General features: G+C 57.9%; 16 protein-coding genes and 1 tRNA gene. 9 read left to right on the plus strand and 8 right to left on the minus strand.

The window, feature by feature from the left end; all coding sequences use genetic code 11:
- Positions 1-213 precede the first annotated feature (213 nt).
- Positions 214-2,526, minus strand: a complete 2,313-nt coding sequence (locus ACCC96_RS08580; protein ID WP_413695545.1) for an AAA family ATPase — start codon at positions 2,524-2,526, stop codon at positions 214-216.
- A 251-nt stretch (positions 2,527-2,777) separates the two neighbouring features.
- Here ACCC96_RS08580 and ACCC96_RS08585 point away from each other — a divergent pair, with 251 nt between their 5' ends.
- Complete coding sequence (locus ACCC96_RS08585; RefSeq protein WP_112196231.1) at positions 2,778-3,329, plus strand: restriction endonuclease; 552 nt, start codon at positions 2,778-2,780, stop codon at positions 3,327-3,329.
- A 463-nt stretch (positions 3,330-3,792) separates the two neighbouring features.
- On the opposite strand, the gene ACCC96_RS08590 is transcribed toward ACCC96_RS08585, so the two are convergent.
- The 7 genes from ACCC96_RS08590 to ACCC96_RS08620 form a co-directional block, all read right to left on the minus strand.
- Positions 3,793-5,652: a tyrosine-type recombinase/integrase gene (locus ACCC96_RS08590; RefSeq protein WP_413695546.1), complete on the minus strand. Its 1,860-nt coding sequence runs from the start codon at positions 5,650-5,652 to the stop codon at positions 3,793-3,795.
- 235 nt (positions 5,653-5,887) lie between these two features.
- Positions 5,888-5,963, minus strand: a tRNA-Gly gene (locus ACCC96_RS08595).
- Positions 5,964-6,026: 63 nt separating this feature from the next.
- Entirely contained in the window at positions 6,027-6,587 is a 561-nt protein-coding gene (gene pgsA / locus ACCC96_RS08600) for a CDP-diacylglycerol--glycerol-3-phosphate 3-phosphatidyltransferase (RefSeq protein ID WP_007933765.1), read from the minus strand.
- Between the two features lie 33 nt (positions 6,588-6,620).
- Positions 6,621-8,444 carry an excinuclease ABC subunit UvrC gene (gene uvrC, locus ACCC96_RS08605; protein ID WP_007933764.1) on the minus strand — a complete coding sequence of 608 codons (1,824 nt, stop codon included), beginning with the start codon at positions 8,442-8,444 and terminating at the stop codon, positions 6,621-6,623.
- Positions 8,445-8,446: 2 nt separating this feature from the next.
- Positions 8,447-9,088, minus strand: a complete 642-nt coding sequence (uvrY, locus tag ACCC96_RS08610) for a UvrY/SirA/GacA family response regulator transcription factor (RefSeq protein ID WP_008015884.1) — start codon at positions 9,086-9,088, stop codon at positions 8,447-8,449.
- Positions 9,089-9,215: 127 nt separating this feature from the next.
- Entirely contained in the window at positions 9,216-9,659 is a 444-nt protein-coding gene (locus tag ACCC96_RS08615; protein ID WP_018927675.1) for a GNAT family N-acetyltransferase, read from the minus strand.
- A complete protein-coding gene (locus ACCC96_RS08620; protein WP_413695547.1) occupies positions 9,660-10,418 on the minus strand; it encodes a carbon-nitrogen hydrolase family protein in 759 nt (252 codons plus the stop codon).
- A gap of 644 nt (positions 10,419-11,062) precedes the next feature.
- Here ACCC96_RS08620 and ACCC96_RS08625 point away from each other — a divergent pair.
- From ACCC96_RS08625 to ACCC96_RS08660, 8 genes are all read left to right on the plus strand, one after another.
- A complete protein-coding gene (locus ACCC96_RS08625; protein ID WP_413695548.1) occupies positions 11,063-12,151 on the plus strand; it encodes a 3-deoxy-7-phosphoheptulonate synthase in 1,089 nt (362 codons plus the stop codon).
- Between the two features lie 273 nt (positions 12,152-12,424).
- A complete protein-coding gene (locus tag ACCC96_RS08630; RefSeq protein WP_258673600.1) occupies positions 12,425-13,306 on the plus strand; it encodes an esterase/lipase family protein in 882 nt (293 codons plus the stop codon).
- A 95-nt stretch (positions 13,307-13,401) separates the two neighbouring features.
- The gene (locus ACCC96_RS08635) at positions 13,402-13,683 is read left to right on the plus strand and encodes a peptidylprolyl isomerase (protein ID WP_007933754.1); all 282 of its coding nucleotides are present in this window, start codon (positions 13,402-13,404) and stop codon (positions 13,681-13,683) included.
- Between the two features lie 135 nt (positions 13,684-13,818).
- Positions 13,819-15,687 carry an extracellular solute-binding protein gene (locus tag ACCC96_RS08640; protein ID WP_413695549.1) on the plus strand — a complete coding sequence of 623 codons (1,869 nt, stop codon included), beginning with the start codon at positions 13,819-13,821 and terminating at the stop codon, positions 15,685-15,687.
- The gene (locus ACCC96_RS08645) at positions 15,687-16,748 is read left to right on the plus strand and encodes a microcin C ABC transporter permease YejB (RefSeq protein WP_019649162.1); all 1,062 of its coding nucleotides are present in this window, start codon (positions 15,687-15,689) and stop codon (positions 16,746-16,748) included. The genes ACCC96_RS08640 and ACCC96_RS08645 overlap by 1 nt, the downstream gene beginning before the upstream one ends.
- Entirely contained in the window at positions 16,748-17,770 is a 1,023-nt protein-coding gene (locus ACCC96_RS08650; protein WP_413695550.1) for an ABC transporter permease, read from the plus strand. Before ACCC96_RS08645 ends, ACCC96_RS08650 begins: the two co-directional genes overlap by 1 nt.
- 27 nt (positions 17,771-17,797) lie before the next feature.
- Entirely contained in the window at positions 17,798-19,372 is a 1,575-nt protein-coding gene (locus ACCC96_RS08655; protein WP_413695551.1) for an ABC transporter ATP-binding protein, read from the plus strand.
- 50 nt (positions 19,373-19,422) lie between these two features.
- Positions 19,423-20,838 carry a sigma-54 interaction domain-containing protein gene (locus ACCC96_RS08660; protein ID WP_413695552.1) on the plus strand — a complete coding sequence of 472 codons (1,416 nt, stop codon included), beginning with the start codon at positions 19,423-19,425 and terminating at the stop codon, positions 20,836-20,838.
- Positions 20,839-20,951: the final 113 nt, after the last annotated feature.

The following is a 20,951-nucleotide window of genomic DNA, read 5'->3' on the forward strand; positions in this document are numbered from 1 at the left end:
CTGATTGCAGATACTCTTGAACAACCTGGGGCTTGACAGGTTTAGGGTAAAAAATCGTTGGTGCATTAGGGGTCTGAAGTTAAGGTCAATCGCGTCCGTATTAAAAATACGCGGACATCATCTCCCCTAATACTGGAGTTCGGAAGGTGTATTGCCTAGACGCTTACGACCCTCAATATGAGGCGCCACCGCTCACCGCTCAGGTAAACAGGCTTACCGGAACGTTCTCATCTGGATGAAGCCCAGAGCACCTTTGGCAAACGGAAGTAGCTCTGCCTGATTGATCTCAACCCTGGTGTAGCCCCCTGACGTATCGTGATGGAAGGCAGCAGCGAACTCATTAAAACTCACTAGATCCGCATGCAAAGGCAGCAGCAAGGCCAGGGGGTTCGGGGGCGCGGCAGCTTTGACCTGGCCCAACATATCTCCCACCGTCTGGCCTTCCTTGAACTTCTTCGGAAAGCATCGATGCAGATGCCCTTCTACCAGCAGGCGCAGAGCCTTCGCCACTTCAAGCATGCTGCAAGTTTGATCCCCAGCGATGAAGCGCTCAACCAGCTGATAGTGCTTGTAGTAATCCGATGAACAGTATTCATCCAGATCAAAGCTGTCCAAGTAGCTGTACTCTTCAGCATCGCGATGGAGAGAGTATTCGCCGACAATCGCAATTTTTTTCCGCTCTACACGACGTTTCACCTCCCTGAGGAAGTGCGCATCATGCCCAAGGGCGATTACCTGCGAGCATTCAGCTACCATTTTCAGTACCGCTTCCACTGTGTTGTGTCGTCGGTGTCTATCCAAACTGGTGAACACGTCATCCAAGACGACTGTCGTTTCAGTTCGCTTCGGGTCCGCAAATAGGCGTGCAAGGAAGAAAGCGAAAGCGAGCGTTCGCTTGTCACCCTCACTCAATGCTGCATGAAACGACAAGTCGCCGGTAGTTTTAGGCCCGATCACCACACGAGCACCTCTGATCTTGAGCACGTATTCCGAACGCAGGCCGCCTCCTAAATGAGTGGAGCCTAGGGAATCGATTTCAAAAGGAGCTGAAAAGCTTCGTAACCAACCGTTAATCGCATCTTGGAAAGTTAGCAATGTTGCGGCCATCAAATGGTCTAACTCAGTGCGTGCAGCTTCCCTCGCACGCTCTGCAGTCCGCAACTGAGCCTTTGCAGCATCCAGCCCATCAATCAATTTCAGCACCTCAGCACTGAATCTGTTTTTGGTGATTGTAAGCACTTCCCTTTGTTCACTCAGAGCTGCTATATCAGGTGCTGCAAGCCTCTGTTTATACGCCAAGATGCGACCATTGAGTTCACCAATCTGCTCATTGAAGATGCGAGCTTGATCGCTCAGCTCACTAAGCATAGCGACGGCAGCCATAAATGGTTTTGAATCCAAAGCATCGAGAGGATTGCCCTCCTTAGCGGCTACGATTTCGAGCAACGCCACCTCAACACATTGAAGCAGCGAGGCGGCTTTCTCGAAATCCAGCTCGGGAATTTCATCAATTAGCGAGGTCTCAGACCAGACGCTGCGTAGCCCTTGGTTGTACTCATTGCATGCGCGCCAGCTTGCAAGTTGCTGTTCTCCGACACGCTCCTTGACCAAATGGCGAAGCTGAGTGATACGTTTTTGGTACTCCGAATAGGAACCGTCAAAGTAGAGTTTGAATGCCTTGAGCAGGCCGAGATCCCGAGTTGGCTGGCCACAGAATGGACATTCATTATCTGGTTGGTGCTGCAACCCTTCAGCAGCCCAGCGCTCTGTCGCTGTTCCATTATGCTTCGCGAAGTGAGCTTTCGCTGTTTCCTCTGCAGTGATGGAGATACTCTCGAATGAGCTCTCCAACAGGCTAGGAATATCGTCAAAACTGAAAGCTGGATACGGCGCTGGCCGGAATTCAGGACGCCGACGAATTTGATCAGAGGCTCGAGCTTCGGCTATTAGCTTATCGGTTTGAACAATCAGGTCATCCGCATCTGGAATAGAAGCAAGCTTGATGTACTGAGCGAGCGGAAGCTGTCCTCGATAGCCTTGAAGAGCTGCCTCCGCAGAGTTGACCGTTACTGTGCTCTCCTTCACGGCAATGGTCTCAGCATCAAATTTAGTGCGCTGTGCTACTGCTGCGTCACCTAGTGCAAGATCTAGCAGCGCCTCCCTCTGCTCCGGAAGTACACCTGAGCTGGCATACACATTCCGATCAACGAAAGCTTGGTTAAATACATGCAAATTGGGTTTCTGCCCCGCCCAGGCATTGCCGTCGAACTGGACGTTGAAGGCCCCGCCCGGTGCCCCTTGGTTGAACCGTAAAACGACTTTTTGAGGGAGTGTCGCCCCGACAGTCTTCCTATCTGAGACATCCTTGGCATCGAAAGTAGAGCAGGCTAGTAGCACAGACGACAACGTCGACTTCCCCCTAGCGTTATCGGCATAAATTAGACTGACTTTCTGAAGCTCGACAGGTCGCTGAGCTGCTTTTTTCAGAACCCCGACGTTGTCGATGCTTATGATTTTCTCGAGCATGAGCTCACTCCGCTAAGCTGTCCGTACGCTTCAGCGAACCCCAAGCGCTAAGAGCTCGCGGGGCACCACTGACCTTGCTAGGCGAATTTAACTCATCCTAGTGAGTTTGAATGGCATAGGGCTATATTTCTTTTATGGAGGGCATGGCTCCCCTGTCATGCCAACCCAGCACCTCAAGTTGCGCGCCGTCGCACTAACTTTACCCACTAGCCGCAAGCTGGACGGGCAATCTCTCAGTTTAAGGAAGACAAATGTTTCCACCTATGGCGAACTCCTATCTCGAAATCACAGCCACCGAATTTGAGCGGTTGGTCAGGGACTGGATCCTCAAGCAAGGTGGTGAGCTGACCTCGCTAGAGGTGACTCATGACGCGAAGGTGGAGAGCTACGACTCAACCTACCAGATCGACGTATTAGCGAAATTTCAAGCCTTTGGAGGCGCCGAATTCAAGGTTCTGATTGAGTGCAAAAAATACCGTAGCGCAGTCGAACGAGAGTTGGTTCAAGTGCTGCACGACAAGGTCAGATCTGTGGGCGCTCATAAAGGAATGCTGTTCACCACATCAGGATTTCAGTCAGGAGCAATCAAATATGCCAAAGCTCACGGTATTGCGCTGGTCTCGATTATCGACGGTGCAGCTACCTATGAAACCCGCTCGGCGTTTCCAGTCGCGGCACAGCGTCCGGCCTGGCTCAACCTTCCGAAATTTTCGCTCTGGCACGTTGGTGAAAACGAAGCAGGCAACATCTCGATGAAATCCTTGGGCCGTGCTGATACGGAAATCAACGAGATGTTCAGCTGAAGAGATGAGGCGGATTAGCGAGTGCTCTTTATTGCGAGGGTACGATTATCCGTGGGAGTAAATGTGGGAGTAATTTCGTAGGCATGAAAAAGCCCAACCTGAAAAGATTGGGCTAACTCATTGAAAAATATGGTCGGGACGGAGTGATTCGAACACTCGACCCCTAGCACCCCATCATGGGGTAGCTGGATATCACAAATTTCGCCGCCAGCCATGCTTGCCGGACGAATAAAAAACCCGGCACGAGGCCGGGTTACCCACCATCTCCAAGACGCAGCCCCCAAAATGAGAGGGATGGAGAGCTGACAAGAGAGTGCGGGGGGCGGGATATTGCCAAATGGTGTCCTTCTGCGCAATAGAAGCCTCTTTACGACCCTCTCCAACACATCAGGTGACTTGTAAATTCCACGTATCCTGGAGCAGCCCGCGCCAGATGCACTCAAGCCAGCGGCGACATCCGTTGTCACCGCTCGAAGACAGCACCTCGGCTCGAGCCCAGGGTCCTGCAGACAATCCGCGCGGTAATTTCGAAATTATCCATGGTGAGCCCATCGATTGGCGAATGACCTTTTAGTCGCTCATGAGGTTTACACAGCGTCCGATAAAGCCTCCATGCATCCACATCCGGAGACCGCGCTAATACCGTAAGCACCAACTTGTGCCGTAACGGATCAAGCTGCCAGTCCGGAATGCGCTGACCACGATTCCCCAAGCTCAGGGACAGAAGACGTCGAGCCTTAATATCACGATTGATCTGATCGCGGGATTTGCCTGCCAGTCTGGCGAAGACCAGCAGCGGCAAGTTACTCGAAGCTTCAAACGTGGACAACATTTCGGCCCGTTCACGCTGGATTTCAGACACGTGAGATTTGTGAGGTTTTTCAGTCCGTATTGGAGCGGGCACGACAGGCGATTGGTTGGGCCCAATGGGGTCTTTCTCGCTACTGACCAGCATCGTCGATGGGGAGGTCGCCGCTGCAAAGCTGCTGCTGTACAGAACGGCATTTCCCTTCGCGTTTTCCAGTAAGGGCAGCGAAGCTGCGCCCTCCAAACGAATAGTCAGCGGAGAGCTTGCTGCTTTCGGTTTACCCTGCCCCCAAAGGTCCAATCTATTCGCCCAATCCTGCATCATGGTCCGACGTTGCTCGACATATTCCGCGTGGTTGTAAGCAGCACTCACCTTGTCTGAATCGGCATGAGAAAGCTGCGCATCGACCCATACCTTGGGGTAGCCAATCTCGTTAAGCGCCGTCGAAATCGTAGCCCTCATCCCATGCCCGGTCAGTTGGTCGGCATACCCCATTCGACGCAACGCTCCATTCAAGGTGTTCTCGCTAATGCGCTTGCTTAGGTCGCTCCGGTGCGCGAACAAATAACGCTGCGCGGGGACAACTTGGCTCAGCATCTGGCGCACTATTTCAAGCGCCTGGACCGACAATGGCACGATGTAAGGCGGTATGTTTGAGGTCTGTTTCCCCGCCTTGCGCATGCCCAACTGAAGCTGCTTCACCACTTCCGGCGGGATGATCCACAACCGCTGCTCCAGATCAAACTGATCGGGCGTCGCCAAGCGCAGCTCGCCGGTACGCACCCCCGTTAGCAGCAACAAGCGAAGACCTAGTCGTGTTTGGTTTGCACCACCGTAACCTCGAAGCACAGCCAGCAATGCAGGCAGCTCGTCCATACGAAGAAAGGGATTGTGTGCGACAGGGGGTCTGGGAAGCGCGACCACATCAAGGTCCGACGCGGGATTCTGGTCAAGCCCCTCCACCTTCACCAGGGCGTATCGGAACAATTGCTTGAACCAGGTCCGACATTTTTCGGCTGTTGTTAAGGCCTTGCGCTGTTCGATTCCGCTCAGTAGGTGCATCAAGTCATGGCGATTGATGTCGTAGATGGAGCGCCGACCGAGCGTTGGCAGGACATCTTTTTTAAAGATTCTCAAGATCTGCGAGAGTGTGCTCTGGCGCCCCTCCTTCAGGCTCAGCCTGCGGAACGCGACCCATTGATCGAACACCGCTTCAAAGGTGTGCTCTGCTGCATTACGAACAGAACGACGCTGCTGTTTACGATGCTCATAAGGGTTGATGCCTTGAGCAACCAAGGCTCGCGCTTCATCACGGCGTCCACGCGCTTCTTTGAGACTAATCTGCGGGTAACTACCCAGGGACATGCGCTTCTGCTTGCCTGCCCAGTAGTACCTGAAATACCAGATCTTTCCCCCTCGGGCCGTCACATTGAGCGCAAGCCCATCCGTGTCGCCGAGGGAGTAATCGTTGCCGGTAATTCTGGCTTGCCGAACGGTGGTATCCGAGAGTGCCATAGCGAGCTCCTGATCAGAGTCAGGGCCAGATGCTCATCTCGCTATCCAAGCTGCTCCAGCAACAAACCGATTCAGTGCGCGTCCGAATTCAAGACTCTCATTCAGGACTCAATTCAGGACTTAAAAACACTGGATGGTGCTGGATTTCAGTGGTTCCCGCCGGAACGAAAAAAGGACCCGAAGGTCCTGATTTCAATCACTTACAGAATTCAGTGGAACTCTGCAGCGCAATATTTGGAGCGGGAAACGAGACTCGAACTCGCGACCCCGACCTTGGCAAGGTCGTGCTCTACCAACTGAGCTATTCCCGCGTCTTGGTGAGGCGCATTCTATAGAATCCAGATGCCCCGTCAACCCCTTGATTCAAAAAAGTTTTATTTCTTTTCCACATCCGTCTTCAGATGCGGCCAGGCGGCCCGCAAGTACTGGACCATGGACCACAAGGTCAGGCCAGCGGACACCATCAGCAAAGCGTAGCCCATCAGGACCCAGAAGCTGAAGTCCGACGGGTTGGCCAGCAGGATCACCAGCGCCAGCATTTGCGCGGCGGTTTTCCATTTGCCCAGGTTCGACACCGCCACATGGGCACGGGCGCCGAGTTCGGCCATCCACTCGCGCAGTGCCGAGACGACGATTTCGCGACCGATGATGACGGCGGCCGGCAGCGTGAGCCACAGGTTGCCGTGTTCTTGCACCAGCAGCACCAGCGCAACGGCGACCATCAATTTGTCTGCAACAGGATCGAGGAAGGCCCCGAACGGAGTGCTTTGTTCCAGACGTCGGGCCAGATACCCGTCCAGCCAGTCGGTCGCGGCGGCAAAGGCAAAAACCGAAGCCGACGCCAGATAGCTCCAGTGGTAAGGCAAGTAAAACAGCAAAATGAAGATCGGGATGAGCAGGACGCGTAGAACGGTAATCAGATTAGGGATATTCATCGGCACAACTGGCTACGAGGTGAGTTGGGCATTCTACTCGCTGTGCAGATTTGCATAAATCAACTCTGCGAGCTTTTTACTGATCCCGGGTGCTTTGGCGATCTCTTCGATGCTGGCACGAGACAGCTCCTGCAATCCACCAAAATGTTTCAACAAATCGCGTCGACGTGTCGGTCCGACACCGGCAACCCCCTCAAGCGTCGAGGTACGGCGAGTTTTTCCGCGCCGCGCACGGTGCCCGGTGATGGCAAAACGGTGAGCTTCGTCGCGGATCTGCTGGATCAAATGCAGCGCGGGGGAATCACCGCGCAAGGTGAACTCATGGGCCGCGTCGTTGAGGTACAGGGTTTCGAAACCGGCCTTGCGCGTCGCACCCTTGGCCACGCCCAGTAGAATCAGGTCGGGCACGGCCAGCTCATTGAGCACGTCACGGGCCATCGACAGCTGACCTTTACCGCCGTCGACCAGCAGAATATCCGGCAATTTGCCCTCCCCGTCCTTCAACTTGCTGAAGCGTCGGGTCAGGGCCTGGTGCATCGCGGCATAGTCATCGCCTGGCGTGACGCCTTCGATGTTGTAGCGGCGGTAGTCGGACTTGATCGGGCCTTCCGGGCCGAACACCACGCAGGACGCCACGGTGGCCTCGCCACTGGAATGACTGATGTCGTAGCACTCGAGACGTTGCGGTGGTTCGTCCAGGCTCAGCACTTCAGCCAAGGCATCGAAACGTGCCGCGACGTGTTGCCGGTTCGCCAGACGTGCGCCCAGCGCCTGCTCGGCATTGGTGACCGCCAATTGCTGCCAGCGCGCTCGTGTACCCCGTACACGATGGCTGATGGTCAATTCACGACCGCGCAGCTCTTCGATGGCCGCGATCAGGGTCGGAAAGTCTTCGTGAACCACGTTGACGATCAGCTCGCTCGGCAAGTCGCGTTCGGGGCTGCTGATGAAGTACTGACCGAGAAACGCCGCCATGACTTCGGAAACGTCTTCTTCAATACCCACCTGCGGGAAGAAGTTCTTGCTCCCCAACACCCGGCCACCGCGTACGCTGATCAAGTGCACGCAAGCGCCACCCGGATTGACGAACGCTGCGATCACATCGACATCGCCCGTCCCGCCTTCCATGCTCTGCTGGTCCTGGACCCGGCGCAGCAATGAAATCTGGTCGCGCAATTCGGCGGCACGCTCGAACTCGAGGTTGACCGCAGCCTCTTCCATGGCTGCGGACAACTCGTCCGCCAACGCATTGCTGCGCCCCTCAAGAAACATCACCGAGTGGCGAACATCTTCGGCATACACCTCAGGCTCCACCAGGCCGACACACGGCGCCTTGCAGCGCTTGATCTGGTATTGCAGACAAGGTCGCGTGCGGTTCTTGTAATAGCTGTCTTCACACTGACGAACAAAAAAAGCCTTTTGCAGCAGGCTCAGGCTTTCGCGGATCGCTCCCGCGCTGGGGTAAGGGCCAAAATATTTGCCCTTGGCCTTTTTCGCTCCGCGATGGATGCTCAAGCGCGGGAACTGGCCATCCGAGAGAAAGACATAAGGGTAGGATTTGTCGTCGCGCAGCAGGATGTTGTACGGCGGGCGCCATTCCTTGATCAGCGTCTGTTCGAGCAGCAAGGCCTCGGTTTCGTTGGCCGTGATGGTGGTTTCGACCTGGGCGATACGCCCTACCAGCGCAGCGGTCTTGGGAGCCAAACCGGTTTTGCGGAAGTAGCTCGCCAAACGCTTCTTGAGATTCTTGGCTTTGCCGACATAAAGCAGACGGGCATCGCTGTCGAACATGCGATAGACACCCGGCCGCCCACTGACCGTCGACAGAAAAGCACTTGGATCGAAGGTTTCAGTCATTTTCAGAGGCTGGCATCAACCATGCCGTGACGAACCGCCAACAGCGTCAACTCGACATCGCTGCTGATCGAAAGCTTTTCGAAAATACGGTAACGGTAGGTATTCACTGTTTTTGGCGACAGGCACAGTTTGTCGGAGATGATCTGCACCTTCTGACAGCCGACAATCATCAACGCAATCTGGATTTCCCGTTCAGACAACGCGTCGAACGGCGAATCGTTGGTTGGCTGGAACGATTTGATCGCCAGTTGCTGGGCAATTTGCGGGCTGATATAGCGCTGCCCGGCAAACACCAGGCGAATGGCCTGGACCATTTCCGGCAATCCGGCGCCCTTGGTCAGGTAACCCGCGGCACCTGCCTGTAACAGGCGGGTAGGAAACGGATCTTCTTCGCACACGGTGACCGCGACGACTTTGATGTCGGGATGACTGCGCAATAATTTGCGCGTGGCTTCAAGACCGCCGATCCCGGGCATCTTGACGTCCATCAGCACCACATCGGGTTTCAACTCACGCGCTTTGAGCAGGGATTCCTCTCCCGACTCGGCCTGACCGACTACTTGCAGGCCATCGATGTCAGCCAGCATTCGTGTAATGCCTGTACGAACGAGATCATGGTCATCGACTACTAGCACCCTAATCAAGCAGACACCTCGCGATTTGGTCTTATTGGGTTGCCGGACACCTTAGCAAAAAGCGACTGGCAGACCTAGCGGAAAGCAGCATATAAAAAGTGTCAATTCTTCTGGCGAGGCTTGCTGGCAGTGTGTTTCAGCGATGCAGTCCATTGATATCACGCTGCATTCTCAGGAAACACTGGTCCTTGCCGACTACCTTCAGTCCTTTTCTCTCGTAAAGTATTTTTGCCGGATTATTTTCAAATACGGTCAGACGCAATGCCGGGCGCCGTTCCTTGCAGGCCATGGCGAATACCTGATCGATCACCCAGGAGCCGGCGCCCTGCCCCCGGTACGCTTCAAGTAAATGCAATTCGCGGATATACAAGGCGCTGGCGTCACGGCTCAGGCTGACATACCCCATCAGTGTGTCATCACGCACAATCAGCCAGTTTTCGCGCCCTTCCCAAGCAACATCGAAAGCTTCGTCCAGCCACAACAGTTCATGTTGAATGTAGTAGCGCAGCATATTTCGACAAGTCAGGTCACGAGCAAAGTCCAGGTCCCGAGACGTTGCCGGACGCAATTCGAAACCCATTCAAGCCTCCGCTACAGCCACGATTTGCCCCTTCCAGCCGTCAGCATTGCGACGAGCAACGACCATAAGGTTCCCCGTACCCGGCGCAGCCGCAATCAACGACCCGTCCGCCGCCCAGATTGCACTGCGCCCAGCAGACTCCCAGCCCCCCGTTGCGCCACCATGGTTGGCCATCAGCACCGCCATCGAGTGGGTGTGGGCATAACCTTGCAACAGTGCGGTATCTGGAGCGTAGCCGTTTTCTGTGATCAGCACGCCCGCGGCATAAAGATCAGCGCCCTGCCGTGCCGCGGCGGCTGCGTGACTGGCGTGAGAAAAATCGGCGCATACCGCCAACGCGACGGTGTCGGTGCCGATCTTCAACGTCGAACCGCCTGTTCCCGGGGCAAACGCCACCTCCTCCCCTGGGTGCAGGTGCTGCTTGCTGTAAACCCCGAGCGAACCATCTGCCCCCAACACCAGGGCACCGATCAACACCGGCGAATCGTCCGACAGACGAATCGGCATCCCGACGACACTGGTCACACCGACCTCCCGCGCGAAATCGCGCAGTGGTTGCAGCACTCTGGCGTCTGGCACGATGGCCAGCTCCGCTGCCAGACCACGCTCGTACCCGGTCAGCGACAGTTCTGGAAACACCAGCAATTGCACGCCCTGCTCCGCGGCAACCTGCATGAAACGCAGGTGCCGGGCAATATTGGCGGCAAGATCACCGGCGACGGAGATCGATTGAGCGGCGGCGATGGTCAGTGTCGTCATGGTTCGTCCTTGTGACGTTGATGGTTGGGCGCCGGTTAAACGCCGCCCGTTGCGCAAAGTGTGTCACAACCCCCGACATACTCAACCGATAGAAACGCCCCGTGATGCTCGATAGCATTTTCTGATTGAATCCGCGTACCGGCCTCTAGTAAGCTCGGCTCATTCATCGGAGACAGACCATGTTCAACACCCTCTCACCGCTTCGTACCGCCAGCGCCCCGCGCTCGGTTGCGGCTGCCCGGGTGAATGACGTTTGTGCTTCGGTCAGCTTTTATTTTGGGTATTGGTTTAGCCACTGGCGCGCCTGATACCCACACGGCGCCCACTTTAAACGGGTCGCCACCAGAGAATTCTCAACCCCCGGTCGGCTTCCCGACCGGGGGTTTTGTTTTTTCAGCCCTGAACATTTTTAGCGTCACACCAGACAACTTGAGGATTTACGACATGAATTACGCCACTTATTACCGTTACGACACTTTTACTGCCTGGCGATTTACCAGCTTCCGCTCGGGACAGCCTGCCGCCTCCGATCGGTCACCCACAGGTGGCAAGCACACACACGCAGCCAATCCGGCCAATTGTCGAACACCCCACTAGGGCCGAGCGCGCGGGACGAACCCGCCGCCAGCCCAGGAAGCCCGAATATGAACTCGTCCGTCTCTGCTCTGCCGCTGTCCACCTTGAGCCCTGCCAATGAAGCGCTGACCTTGCGTCTACCCAGCTCATTGCAACTCAAACAGCAACTGCCTCTCAGCAATGCCCTGACCCAACAAGTCGCCGCCCATCGCCAGGCCGTCCGCGCGATCCTCAACGGTGAAGACTCCCGTATGCTGGTGATCGTCGGTCCCTGCTCGATTCACGACCCACGTTCCGCCCTCGAATACGCCGCCAACCTGGCCCGCCTGTCTGCACAAGTCAGCGACGAGATGCTGTTGGTGATGCGCGCCTACGTCGAAAAACCCCGCACCACGGTCGGCTGGAAAGGCCTGGCCTACGACCCGCACCTGGATGGCAGCGATGACATGGCGGGCGGTTTGACCCTGTCCCGCGAATTGATGCGCGAAATGCTCCAACTGGGCCTGCCCGTTGCCACCGAGCTGCTGCAACCGATGGCCGCCGGTTACTTTGACGACCTGCTGAGCTGGGTCGCGATTGGCGCCCGTACCACCGAGTCGCAGATCCATCGGGAAATGGCCAGCGGCCTGAGCATGCCGGTAGGGTTCAAGAACGGCACCGATGGCGGTGTGGCTGTCGCCAGCGACGCCATGCGCTCGGCCGCTCATCCCCATCGCCACTTCGGTGTCGACAGCCAGGGCCATCCTGCGATTATCCAGACACCGGGCAACCCCGACACTCACCTGGTATTGCGTGGTGGCCATCGCGGGCCGAACTACGACCGCGACAGCATCGCCAAGGTGCACAGCGACTTGACCAGACTCAAGATTCCGGCGCGGATCATGGTTGACTGCAGCCACGCCAACAGCGGTAAAGATCCGTTGCGTCAGCCCGCCGTGTTCAACGACGTGCTTGAACAACGCCTGCAAGGTGATCGCTCGCTGGTCGGCATGATGATTGAGAGTCATCTGTTCGAAGGCTGCCAACCGTTGAGCCCTTCGTTGCGGTACGGGGTGTCGGTAACGGACGGCTGCCTTGGCTGGGCCGGGACGGAACAGTTGTTGTTGCAGGGAGCCGAGAGACTTCGTGCACAACGAAGCACTCAACAGCCAAAGTAGGCTGTGCCGAGATCCGCGATGCAAAGCGATCGGGTCGGTTTACACGGAAAAATGACCTACCAGAGGTAGGTCATTGAAAGAAATATCTCGGCCATCGTTAAAAAGATGTCCGGATATTCCGACCAAGACCTCACGCTCATTCGAGTTTTCGTACCATTTCTATTCCGTTTTCATCAGGTTACAGCGGCTTTTTCATACATCGCCGAGCGGTGGGTGTGCTTTAGAGTGCCCCCTTGAGCACACACCTGACCTACTCCGAAAAAGGAAATGTACATGCTACGGAATGCAACCACGGACTATCCAATCCTGCTGGTCCACGGGCTCTTCGGCTTCGATCGCATCGGCAAACTGGAACTGTTCCATGACGTCAAACAGGCACTGAGAAGCGCCGGTGCGAGGGTTTTCATCCCGCACCTGTCGGCGACCCACAGCAATGAAACCCGTGGCGAACAGCTGCTGGTGCAGATCGACCGGGTACTGCAAGGAACCGGTGCAAGCAAAGTCAACCTGATTGGTCACAGCCAGGGCGCATTGGCTGCACGATATGCGGGGGCGCTGGCGCCACAGGTGGTCGCTTCGGTGACATCGGTCAGCGGGCCGAACCACGGCTCGGAACTGGCCGACTTCCTGCGCAAGGCACTGACGCCCGGGCGCCTGCCGGAACAGGTCGCGGGGGCGGTGGCCACCCTGTTCGCCGACTTCCTGTCGTTGCTCAGCGGCAACCGGCACCTGCCGCAGAACGCCATCGCCGCACTCAACGCGCTGACCACCGAAGGCGTTGGTGCCTTCAACGACAAGTACCCTCAAGGGTTGCCGAAAACCTGGGGCGGCAAGGGTCGCGAACTGGTGAACGGCGTGCGCTACTATTCCTGGAGCGGCACCCTGCAGGGAAACATCCTCGACGAAGGACTCTATGCACTCAACCCGCTGCACGGGTTCCTGCGGGCGTTCTCTCACTACTTCACCACCGAAGCCGAGCAGAATGACGGCATGGTCGGCCGGTTCAGCTCCCATCTGGGTAAAGTGATCCGTTCCGACTATCCGCTGGATCATCTGGACAGCCTCAGCCAGACCACCGGTCAGGTCCGCAAGGGCATCGACCCCATTGACCTGTATGTGCAGCATGCCGAACGCTTGAGAAATGCCGGCCTTTAGGCAATGCCTTAAGCTGGACGGCATTTTGAGAAGAAATAGCCCACTGAATCCGGTAGGCTCCGCACTTTACTGAACATTGAATGGAGTATTTTCCCATGGCCAAAGCCACTGCCCGCCACATCCTGGTTTCCAGCGAAGCCAAGTGCAACGAACTCAAGGCCCAGATCGAAGCCGGCGCCGATTTCGCCGAAGTCGCCAAAGCCAACTCCAGCTGCCCATCGAGCCGCCAGGGCGGTGACCTGGGTTCGTTCGGTCCAGGCCAGATGGTCAAGGAGTTCGACACCGTGGTTTTCAGCGCGCCAATCAACGTGGTGCAAGGCCCGGTCAAGACCCAGTTCGGTTACCACCTGCTGGAAGTGACCAGCCGTCAGGACTGATCAACCCTTGGGTTTCCTGCACAACGGCCCGCCCTTTGGTGGGCCGTTGTGTTTTCGTTACGTGATACGGCTGGCGAGGGACGCGCCGCTAGCGTACAAATTGTGCTTATCGATCACCCGGCTCTAAGGCTGACAATGCGACTGGCTTTCCCCTCCTTACTGTTCACTGCCGTGGCCCTGCTGTTGGGCGCCGCCGGTGTGAACGCTGCACCGCAACAGGCGTTGACCGTGTACGGTGAACCGGCGAAATATCCTGCGGGTTTCAGTCATTTCGACTACACCAACCCGCAAGCGCCCAAGGGCGGCACGATGCGTCGCTCGGCACTGGAGATCGGTCATTTCGACCACGTCCTGCCGTACATCGACAAAGGGATTGGCGTCACACAAGTCGATGGCTTGATCTACTCGCCCCTGGCCGTGCGTTCGCTGGACGAACCCTACACCGTGTACGGCCTGGTGGCGCAGCAGATGGAGCGTTCCGACGATGGACTGTCCCTGCGTTTCTACCTGAACCCGAAGGCCCGTTTCGCCGACGGCAAGCCGATCACCGCCGAAGACGTGCGCTACACCTTCGACCTGCTGATGACCCAGGGCAGCCTGCGCTATCGCACGCAATTCGCCGACGTCAAAGGCGTCGAAGTGGAATCACCGCTAACCATTCGGTTCGACTTCAAGAGCAACGAAAACCGCACCCTGCCCCTCGACATCGCCACCCTGCCGGTGTTTCCCGAGCACTGGTGGAAGACTCGCGACTTCGCCAACGGTGGCGGTTACGAGCCACCATTGGGTAGCGGGCCGTACCGCGTGAGCAAGGTCGATTCCGGGCGCAGCATCACCTTCGAGCGTAACGCCGACTGGTGGGCCAGGGATTTACCGGTCAGCCGCGGCCTCTACAACTTCGATCATTTCAGCATCGAGTACTTCGGCGACACCGACGTCGCCCGTCAGGTCCTGCGCGGCGGTGCCTACGACTACAACCGCGAATTCTCCGCCACCGCCTACTCCATCGGCTACGAGAGTCCGGCCCTGAGCGACGGTCGCCTGCAAAAAGCGCACTTGGCAACGCAGGCACCACAACCGTCCCAAGGCTTTGTGTTCAACCTGCAAAACCCGATATTCCAGGACCGCCGCGTGCGCCAGGCGCTGGCCATGCTCTGGGACTTCGAGTGGAGCAACCGGCAGATGATGCGCGACCTGTACATCCGCCAGCAGAGCTTCTTTTCCAACACCGACCTCGCTGCCCGACAACTGCCCGACGCGGGTGAGCGGGCGATTCTCGAACCGCTGCGCGGGCAGATCCCCGACGAAGTCTTCACTCAGGTCTTCGAAGCACCGAAAACCGATGGCAGCGGCGTGATTCGCGACAAACAGTTGCAAGCCCTGGACCTGCTCGAACAGGCCGGCTGGAAACCCGATGGCGATCAACTGGTCAACGCCGAAGGTCAACCGCTGAGCTTCACCTTCCTGATCAGCCAGAACGGCATGGACCGATTGCTGCTGCCTTACAAGCGCACCCTGAAACAAATCGGCATCGACCTGAACATTCGCCGCATCGACGCCTCCCAGTACGTCAACCGCCTGATGTCCCGGGACTACGACATGATCGTCACCGGCTACCCGGTCACCAACTCGCCGGGTAACGAGCTGTACAACTACTTTGGCTCGGCGGCGGCCAGCGATCCGGGCTCCAACAACTACATGGTGCTGAAGAACCCGGCGGTCGATACGTTGATCAACGGCCTGGTCCGCGCCAACACCCAGGCCGACATGCTGCGCTACGCCCATGCCCTGGACCGTGTCCTGCAATGGAACTTCTATTGGATTCCCAACTATTACCCGCCCGGCAGTTCGACCGTGTGGTGGAACCGCTTCGGCATTCCCTCTGTACAAGCAAGCAATGACGAAGCCATCGAGAGTTGGTGGGAAGTCAGCTCCACACCCCTGACCAACGAACAGATGACCGCCGAACTCATCAAGCGCGGCAAATCCGGAGGGTCGCACTGATGTGGGCTTACGTGCTGCGGCGCTTGCTGCTGATCATCCCGACTTTAGTGATCATTCTTCTGGTCAACTTCGCCATCGTCCAGGCCGCGCCCGGTGGGCCGGTGGAACAGGCCATCGCACACCTGCAAGGCATCGGTGGCACAAGTGTCGGCGGCGGTTCCAGCGAGACCATGCACGGCAGCTCACGGGCCAGCCGTGGGCTCGATCCGCAGCTGATCAAGGAGATCGAAAAGCAATACGGCTTTGACAAGCCAGCGCCGGAACGCTTGTGGCTAATGCTCAAGAGCTATGCCCACCTCGACTTCGGCAAGAGCTTTTTTCGCGGTGCCACGGTCACCGACCTGATCCTGGATAAAATGCCGGTGACCATTTCCCTCGGGCTCTGGGCGACGTTGATCACTTATCTGGTGTCGATTCCGCTGGGCATTCGCAAGGCCGTACACCATGGAAGCCATTTCGATATCTGGAGCAGCACCGCGATCATCATCGGTTACGCAATGCCGGCGTTCCTGTTCGCGATGTTCCTGATCGTGGTCTTCGCCGGGGGCACCTCGTTGAACTGGTTCCCGGTGCGCGGCCTGGTCTCGGACAACTTCGAGTCGCTGTCGACCGTGGGCAAAATCGCCGATTACTTCTGGCACCTGGTGCTGCCGGTAACGGCGCTGGTGGTCGGCGGCTTTGCGACCCTGACCATCCTCACCAAGAACTCCTTCCTCAATGAAATCACCCGTCAGTACGTGGTCACCGCCCGGGCCAAGGGTTTGAGTGAACGCCGGGTGCTTTACGGCCATGTGTTTCGCAACGCGATGCTGCTGGTGGTGTCGGGGATTCCACAGGCCTTTATCAGCGTTTTCTTCGCCGGTTCGCTGTTGATCGAAGTGATTTTCTCCCTCGACGGCCTGGGTCGCATGAGTTACGAAGCCGCGGTATCGCGGGACTATCCGGTGGTATTCGGTTCGTTGTTCATCTTCACCTTGTTCGGCCTGCTGATAAAAATCGTCGGTGACCTCTGCTACACCTTGGTCGACCCGCGTATCGACTTCGCCGCGAGGAACGCCTGATGTTCAAGTTCTCGCCGCTGGGACGTCGCCGTTTCGAACGTTTCAAGAAAAACCGCCGAGGCTGGTGGTCGCTATGGTTGTTCGTCGGTTTGTTCCTGCTGACTCTCGGTGGCGAATTGATCGCCAACGACAAACCGCTGGTGGTCAGTTATCAGGGCTCGCTGTACTTCCCGGCACTCAAACGCCACACCGAACAGGAGTTCGGCGGCCAACTGCCGTTTCAGGCCGACTACCGCAGCGATTACGTGCAGAAGCTGATCAAGAAGGATGGCGGCTGGTTGCTGTTTCCGCCGATCCCGTTCAGCGACGACACCCCCAACTATGACCTCAACAAACCGGCGCCGAGCCCTCCCACGAGTGTCAATTGGCTGGGTACGGACGATCAGGCTCGCGATGTGTTGGCCCGAGTGATTTTCGGCGCGCGGGTGTCGATTCTGTTTGCGCTGATGCTGACCTTTGTCAGCGCGCTGATCGGCATCGCTGCCGGCGCGCTGCAAGGCTACTACGGCGGCTGGGTCGACCTGATCGGTCAGCGTCTGCAAGAAGTCTGGTCGGGGCTGCCAGTGCTGTACCTGCTGATCATCCTGTCGGGCTTCGTCGAGCCGAATTTCTGGTGGCTGCTGGGGATCATGGCGCTGTTTTCCTGGCTGGCCCTGGTGGACGTGGTGCGCGCCGAGTTCCTGCGCGGGCGTAACCTGGAGTACGTCAAAGCCGCCCGTGCGTTGGGCCTGACCGACCGCAAGGTGATCGTGCGACACATTCTGCCCAACGCAATGAACGCCACCCTGAGTTATCTGCCGTTCATCCTGACTGGGGCGATTTCCACCCTCACGGCGCTGGATTTCCTCGGCTTCGGCATGCCGGCCGGCAGTGCGTCACTGGGCGAGTTGATCGGCCAAGGCAAGCAGAACCTGCAAGCACCGTGGCTGGGGCTGACGGCGTTTTTCACCCTGGCGCTGATTCTTTCTTTGCTGGTGTTCATTGGCGAGGCGTTGCGTGATGCCTTTGATCCACGATCTTGATCCACGATCTTGAAGCGGACTGTTGATATGAGTGACAACCTGATCGAAATCCGTGACCTCAACGTGGCCTTCAGTGGCCAGACCGTGGTGCGCAACCTGTGCCTGGACATCCGCACCGGCGAATGCCTGGCGCTGGTCGGCGAGTCCGGTTCCGGCAAGTCGGTGACCGCCCACTCGATCCTGCAACTGCTGCCCGACAGCGGCACTGAAACCACCGGCAGCATTCGCTACCGCGGCCAGGAATTGATCGGTGCCGACACCAGCACCTTGCGCGAGCTGCGCGGCAACCGGATCGCGATGATCTTTCAGGAGCCGATGACCTCCCTCAATCCGCTGCACAGCATCGAAAAGCAGATCGGCGAAACCCTGCTGCTGCACAGAGGGCTGAGCGGCAAGGCGGCGCAAGCGCGGATTCTCGAATTGCTGCAACTGGTGGGCATCCAGAAGCCCGAAGAGCGGCTCAAGGCCTACCCCCATCAACTGTCCGGCGGCCAGCGGCAACGGGTGATGATTGCCATGGCCCTGGCCTGCGAACCAGAATTGCTGATCGCCGACGAACCGACCACCGCGCTGGATGTGACGGTGCAGCGCAAGATCCTGCTGCTGCTCAAATCCTTGCAGCAGCGACTCGGCATGTCGCTGCTGCTGATCAGCCACGACCTCAATCTGGTGCGCAGCATCGCCCAGCGTGTGTGCGTGATGCACGCCGGGGAAATCGTCGAGCAGGCGCCTTGCGAAACGCTGTTCACCGAGCCGAAACATCCTTACAGCTGCGTGCTGCTGAACGCCGAACCGGAAGGTGAAGCGCTGCCCCGGGACGAGCGTGAAAACGTGCTGGAAGTGAATAATTTGCACGTACAGTTCGCCATCGGGGGCGGCCTGTTCCAGCGTAAAACTTACTTGCGTGCAGTCGATGGCATCAGCCTCAACGTTCAGCGCGGCAAGACCCTGGGCATTGTCGGTGAGTCCGGGTCGGGCAAGTCCACCCTCGGTCAGGCGATCCTGCGCTTGCTTGATTCCAAAGGCAGCATTCGCTTTCAGGGACAGGCGCTGGATGGCCTGACGCAAAAGCAACTGCGGCCATGGCGCAAGAAGATGCAGGTGGTATTCCAGGATCCTTTCGGCAGCCTCAGCCCGCGAATGTCCGTGGCGCAGATCATCAGTGAAGGCCTTGAGGTTCACAGCCAGTCCACCCCTGCGCAATGCGAGGCCCAGGTAATCCGGGTGCTGGAAGAAGTCGGCCTCGATCCGCAAAGCCGTCATCGCTACCCGCACGAATTTTCCGGCGGGCAGCGCCAGCGCATCGCCATTGCCCGCGCGCTGGTGCTGAAACCGGCGCTGATCCTGCTCGACGAGCCGACCTCGGCCCTCGATCGCACGGTGCAAAAGCAAGTGGTCGCCCTGCTCCGCCAGCTTCAGGAGAAACATGGCCTGACCTACCTGTTCATCAGCCACGACCTGGCGGTGGTGCGTGCCCTGGCCCACGACATGATCGTGATCAAGGACGGCAAAGTGGTGGAAAGCGGCGCCAGCCACACGGTGTTCGAATCACCGCAGCACCCTTACACCAAAGAGCTGTTGGCGGCGGCGCATCCGGGGTAGGCATAATCCCTGCGATCTTTTGATCTTGATTTCCAAAAATGGACACCCCGATGAACACCACCGAAAGCCTCAAGGACTACCAGCGCGTTCGCACCCTGGCGATCCGCTCGCTGTTCGAGATCATCGAGCAATCGAGCGAAGGCACGGTGATTGTCGACCGCGACGCGAACATCGTCTGGATGAACGAGCGCTATGCCCGGCGGTTTGGCCTGGAGTCGGCCGCAGGTGCCATCGGCAGGGCCTGTGAAAGCGTGATCCCCGGCAGCCTGTTGCGCGAGGTGGTACGCACCGGACGGCCGATCCTGCTGGACATGCAAGACACCCCCAAGGAACCGCTGGTGGTGATGCGCCTGCCGATTCACGACGATGCCGGCGCGGTGATCGGCGCCATCGGTTTTGCCCTGTTCGACGAATTGCGCAGCCTGTCGCCAATGCTCAAGCGCTACCTGAGCATGCAGGAAGAACTGGCATCGACCCGCTCGCTGCTGCGGGCGCGGCAGACCAAGTACAACTTCGCGCACTTCATCGGCACCAGCGCCGCCAGCCTCGAAGTCAAACGCCGCGCCCGACGCAGCGCCAGCGCCGAGTCACCGGTGTTGTTGCTCGGTGAAACCGGCACCGGCAAGGAACTGCTGGCCCAGGCGATCCACGGCGCATCGCCCCGAGCCCACAAAGCCTTCGTCAGCATCAACAGCGCGGCGATTCCCGAGTCGCTGCTGGAAGCCGAGTTCTTCGGCACCGCGCCCGGTGCGTTCACCGGCGCCGATCGCAAGGGCCGCGCCGGCAAGTTGCAAATCGCCCAGGGCGGCACGCTGTTTCTCGACGAAATCGGCGACATGCCGCTGCCGTTGCAAAGCAAACTGCTGCGGGTGTTGCAGGAAAAGGAATTCGAACCGGTGGGTTCCAACGAAGTGATTCAGAGTGATGTGCGGGTGATCGCCGCCACCTCCACCGATCTGGTGGCGGCAATCAAACGCGGCGAGTTTCGCGCCGATCTGTATTACCGCCTCAACGTGCTGCCGATCCAGGTCCCGCCCCTGCGTGATCGCCTCGACGACCTGCCGGCCCTTAGTGAAGCGATCCTTGAGGAACTGCGCAGTCAACACGAATTGAACCGCGAAGCCCTGGATTTGTTGGGGCAACACGCCTGGCCGGGGAACATTCGTGAACTGCGCAACGTGCTGGAACGGGCGGCGTTGCTCAGTGATGACTTGATGCTGAACGCGGCGGACATCCGCGCGGCGATTGGCAGTTTTACCCCAGTGGAGCGTGCGGCGCCTCTGCCCCTTGAACCGATTGCCCATGAAACCTTCAGTGAGGCTCGCGAACGGTTTGATCGGCAGTTGATTGAATCGACCCTCGCGCAATGCGGTGGGAAGGTGATCGAAGCGGCGGCGCGGTTGGGGCTGGGGCGGTCGACGTTGTACAAGAAGATGGTGGCGTTGGGGATTGCAGAGTCTCTATAAAGAGACATGCATCTCTATTTGTAGATGGATTTTCAAGATCAAAAGATCGCAGCCTTCGGCAGCTCCTACAGTGATTTCCGCGTTCCCCTGTAGGAGCTGCCGAAGGCTGCGAT

Source organism: Pseudomonas sp. Pseusp11, from assembly GCF_047304405.1.
Classification (GTDB): Bacteria; Pseudomonadota; Gammaproteobacteria; order Pseudomonadales; family Pseudomonadaceae; genus Aquipseudomonas.